Source organism: Hymenobacter agri, assembly GCF_054778495.1.
The window spans coordinates 1-4,441 of the sequence record NZ_BAAGZM010000350.1 but is presented as its reverse complement, the minus strand read 5'-3'; the positions used below and the strand labels follow the sequence as shown (position 1 = coordinate 4,441).

6 protein-coding genes are annotated in these 4,441 nt (G+C 63.0%); all 6 read right to left on the bottom strand.

What is annotated here, in order from left to right; all coding sequences use genetic code 11:
* A partial coding sequence (locus ACYVDE_RS15440) for a hypothetical protein (RefSeq protein WP_460502432.1) occupies positions 1-617 on the bottom strand: 617 nt, incomplete at its 3' end.
* Between the two features lie 10 nt (positions 618-627).
* A complete protein-coding gene (locus ACYVDE_RS15435) occupies positions 628-1,353 on the bottom strand; it encodes a hypothetical protein (protein WP_460502431.1) in 726 nt (241 codons plus the stop codon).
* Positions 1,353-1,742 carry a GntR family transcriptional regulator gene (locus ACYVDE_RS15430; protein ID WP_460502430.1) on the bottom strand — a complete coding sequence of 130 codons (390 nt, stop codon included), beginning with the start codon at positions 1,740-1,742 and terminating at the stop codon, positions 1,353-1,355. The genes ACYVDE_RS15435 and ACYVDE_RS15430 overlap by 1 nt, the downstream gene beginning before the upstream one ends.
* Positions 1,743-1,754: 12 nt before the next feature.
* Positions 1,755-2,528 carry a hypothetical protein gene (locus ACYVDE_RS15425; protein WP_460502429.1) on the bottom strand — a complete coding sequence of 258 codons (774 nt, stop codon included), beginning with the start codon at positions 2,526-2,528 and terminating at the stop codon, positions 1,755-1,757.
* Positions 2,512-3,369 (bottom strand): ABC transporter ATP-binding protein, encoded by an 858-nt coding sequence (locus ACYVDE_RS15420; protein ID WP_460502428.1) that lies wholly within the window; start codon positions 3,367-3,369, stop codon positions 2,512-2,514. Before ACYVDE_RS15420 ends, ACYVDE_RS15425 begins: the two co-directional genes overlap by 17 nt.
* A gap of 318 nt (positions 3,370-3,687) precedes the next feature.
* A partial coding sequence (locus ACYVDE_RS15415; protein WP_460502427.1) for a xanthine dehydrogenase family protein molybdopterin-binding subunit occupies positions 3,688-4,441 on the bottom strand: 754 nt, incomplete at its 5' end.

The following is a 4,441-nucleotide window of genomic DNA, read 5'->3' as shown; positions in this document are numbered from 1 at the left end:
GGCCGCCGACCCGCGGCCTGCTGCCACCACGCCGCCAGAAGCCCCGCTGCGCCCAGCCCCACGCACACCCCAAACCACAGCAGTAGGTTGTAGTGGTCGGTATAAGTCCGGTAGCCCGCCGTGAACACGAACATGGCCAGCCCCAGCGCTTCCCACAGCCGGCTCTCGAACAGCGCCGACGTCGTTTCGGGCACCGCGGGCAGGTTGGCCACCACGCGCAGGCGGTTCCAGTCCCAGGCCAGCAGCAGCAGGCCCGCCAGCAGCATTAGCCCGGTGATAATGGGCGTACCCACAAACTGATACGCTATGGTAATGACGAAGATGTTGGTGATAATGGGCAGGTAGGCCAGCGCCCCCAGCAGGGCAAACCGCTGCGTAAGCAGTAGCAGCCCCGCCAGCAGCTGCGCCCAGCCAATAAACTGCCAGTACAACCCCGACTGGTACATCATCTCAAAGAAATGCCCCACGCTATGCACTCCGGTATCGGGCAGCAGCGTGAAGCGGTGCCCCTTGATTTTGATGAGGCTGGCAAACACGAACGCGCCGCCTACCAGGTACCGGGTGTAAATAATGCCCAGCTGCAGCGGCAGCGAGCTTTTCAGGCCTTGGCGCGTCATGACCGTGGGGCTACTTGGCGGCGCTCAGGCTGCGGGCAGCGGCCCCCGAAAACGCCACCGTGGCGCTGTCGGAGAAGCGGGGGCGTAGGTTGGGAATGGTCGTGCCCAGGTCGAGGTGGCCGCGGCTGCCAATCGTCAGGTCGGCGGCCTGGATGTGGTTGTCGGCCTTGATAGTCAGGCCCGGCTCGGTGCCGGGGCGCTGGCCGGTGGTGGCCCGCAGCTGGCGCAGCAGGTTGCCCGTCAACACGGCATGGCTGCTCTGGTCGAGCTGCAGGGCCAGGCTATCCTGCCGGAAGCCTTTAATTTCGACCTCCGCCCCACCCGTCACCTTGTCGTGCTGGGGCTGGCCGGCCACGCTGTACGTGACGGTGGTGCTGACGGCCGCGAGCTGGGGGCAGGTAATGCGCAGCGCATCCTGCGGGCCCAGCCACTTCCACTCTTTGGGGTAGTCGAGCGCCACGGTCAGTTGCCCATTCTGCTGCGTCACGTGCACGTACTCGGCCGCGTCCTTGCTCAGGTGCACGGAGAATGGGCCGCGCTCAATTTTCACGTTCACCATGCCCGCGGCGGGCAGGCTGATGCGGTCGAAGTTGCGCAGGCTCAGCGACTGGTAGTTGCGCATGGGGTCGCGGTAGCGGCCGGTGCGGTATTCGGCGCGCAGGGCGGCGTTGTAGGTAGCCAGCGCGCCGAGCACCAGGGCCACGGCCGCCACGAAAAGTTTATTGCTGGTTTTCATCAGGCTGGAGTGGAAAGGGGTTGCGGTTGGGTGGTTTTGAATTCTTCGTAGCGACGCTGCACCTCGGGCAGCCCAATGCCGAGCAGCAGCATGGTGGCAAACACCTCGGGCAATTCCTGCGTCAGAAACCGCTCGCGGCGAGCTCCCTGCACCTGCTGCACCGCGGCCGGCGCCACAAAAAAGCCGATGCCGCGCTTGTTGTAGAGCACCTCCTGGCTTTGCAGCAGCTCGTAGGTGCGCATCACGGTGTTGGGATTTACCTGCAGGTCGCCGGCCAGCTCGCGCACCGAGGGTATCTTGCTGTCGGGCGGCCACTTGCCGCGCAGTATCAGCTCGCTCACGTACCCGGCTATTTGCAGGTAGATGGCTTCGTTGTCTTTAAATTCCATGCTTCTATTGGCTTAAATCTGCTTTTCCGTCAATCGGGCGTAGGCTGCCGCCCAGGCCAGCAGCATCACGCCCACCGGCACCAGCCCAAACCAGGCTTTCAGCCCATCGGGCAGGTTCACGACGTAATTCTCCTGGCCCTCGTGCAGCGAGATGCTCGAAAACGGCACCGCCGTGCCCAAGTCGTGCCCCAGCAGTACTTCCAGCCCCTGGAAGTTGAGGAACACCAGCAGCGCCCCCACCAGCAGCACCCCAAACGCGGTGCGCACAAAGTGCTGCCTGATGAAGAAGATGCTGCCCCACAAAAACACCGCATTCACCGCCGCATACGCCGCCAGCGACGACTGTATGCTTTGCTCGCCTCCAAACAGCCGTACCATCTCGATAGGCTTGCCGTGGCTGCTCAGCTGCAGCACCAGGCTATCGACCAGAAAAAAGCAGCCCACGTACGCCGCCAGAAACAGCGGCAGCGAATACAGCCACGCCACCGCAAACTTCTCGGCGTGCGAGGCCGGCAGCATCAGCGCCGCCGTGGCCTGCTTCTTGTCGCCGAAGTAAGCCAGCACCGTACTCGTAAAAAATGCGCCCGCTCCCACTAGTCCGAACACGAAAATCACGCCCTGCACATCAGGCGGCATCGGGCCCGTCGACATGTACGCCAGGAACCCCAGCACCGCCCCCAAGGCTCCCAGTAGCACGCCCGTGGCCAGCAAATAGGCCCCCGCGTGCTCGGTGGTATGCTTAGTAAACAAGCGCCCGAAGCGCGCAACACTAAAGAACTGGCTCATGAGCGGGTTGATTTTGAGATAAATAAGCAGTGAGCGCGGGAGCCTGCCCCACCAGCGCATTGAATAGTAATTCCAAATCGACGCGACCGGGCATGCCGCCGCGGTTGGCCCGAATCACCTGCGCGCCGCGCACCGATTCTTCGGCGTAGAGGTCGACCGGGCCGGCCTCGGGCACGGTCGCAAACGTCAGCCGCTCGGCCAGCTCGCCCAGGTCGGCATTCAGCACAATGCGCTGGCCGTGTAGCACCACCACGGTATCAATCAGGCTTTCCAAATCGCGCACCTGGTGCGTCGAGATGATGAGGCAGCGCTCCTCCGTCAGGGCCGTGGCCATGAGCTTGCGGAACTGCGCCTTGCTCGGGATGTCGAGCCCGTTGGTGGGCTCGTCCATCACCAGCAGGCTGGTATTGGCGGCCAGCGCAAAGGCAATCATGAACTTCTTCTGCTGCCCGAAGCTCAGGGCCGTGAGCAACGCCTCGGCCGGCACCTCAAACTCGGACAGGTAATGCGCCAGCGCCTCGTGGTCGAAGCGGGGGTAGAATCCCGCCGTCTGCTCCACAAACTTCGCGGCCGTCACGGCCGGCACGTAAATTTCTTCGGGCAGAAAAAACAGGTCGGCCAGCACGGCCGGCAGGCGCTTGGCGGCCGGCTGCCCCAGCACCTCGCAGGTGCCGCCATCGGGAAAAGCCAGCCCCACCATGTTCTTGAGCAGCGTCGACTTGCCCGCGCCGTTCTTGCCCAGCAGGCCATAAATGTGCCCGCGCTCCAGCGTCAGGTCGAGGTGTTGGAAAAGTGGGCGCTTGCGGGAGTACCCAAAATGGAGGTTGCGGATGCGGACCATGTGGAAAGCGTTAAGTGTATTACCGTTCTAGTACACCACAAACGTAAGCACACATTTTGGGTTTGCAACGCCGACAACAAATTATTTTTTGAGAGCACAAAAAAGCCGCTCGATGGAGCGGCTTTTTGGGTCCAATTAACTAGTGCATTACGCTGATTCAACAAACCGGTCATGCTGAACGCAGCCGAAGCATCTCGCTCACATCGTTCACCGCATGAGTTACTACCACCGGCGAGATGCTTCGACTGCGCTCAGCATAACGTTCTGGAGGCCCGGGCTCATTCAGGATGACTGTTCTGCCGAACAACACCCAACCATTCACACCAACTTATCCGGCGTGATGGGTAGCTCGCGCACGCGGCGGCCGGTGGCGTGGTACACGGCATTGGCTACCGCGGCGGCAAAGCCCACCAGCCCGATTTCGCCCAACCCTTTGGCGCCAATGGAGTCGAGCACAGGGTCGGGCTGGTCGATGAACTCGACGGTGATGGCGGGCACGTCGGCGCTGACGGGTACGTGGTATTCGGCCAGGTCATGGTTGAGGAAACGACCGAATCGGTGGTCGACGCGGGCATCTTCCATCAGCGCCTGGCCAATGCCCCACACCACGGAGCCCAGCACCTGGCTGCGGGCGGTTTTGGCATTCAGCACGCGGCCGGCGTCCACCACGCTCACCACCCGGCTCACGCGCACCTGCCGGGTGAGCGGGTGCACCTGCACTTCGACAAAGCTGGCGCAGAACGACTTGCCCGAGTAATTCTTCATTTCCGGCGGTGCTTCGGCCTTCTGCATCACTTCCAGCGCGGGCAACTGATGTTGCTTCAGCACCTCGCCGTAGCTCAGGCGGCGGCCCTTGCTGCCGGCCTGTACAAAGCCATTTTCGGCCGTGAGCCCGCTCGCCGGGGTTTTACCCAAGGCCTTGCCGGGCAGGCGGGCGGCTAGGTCGAATAGCTGCTTTTTCAGGGCCGCGCACACCTCGTGCACCGCTGCGCCCACCGAGGTGGCCGTGTGCGAGCCGGCCTGCAAGGGCGCTTCGGGGTACGCGGCGTCGCCCAGCTCGAAGCGGATATCG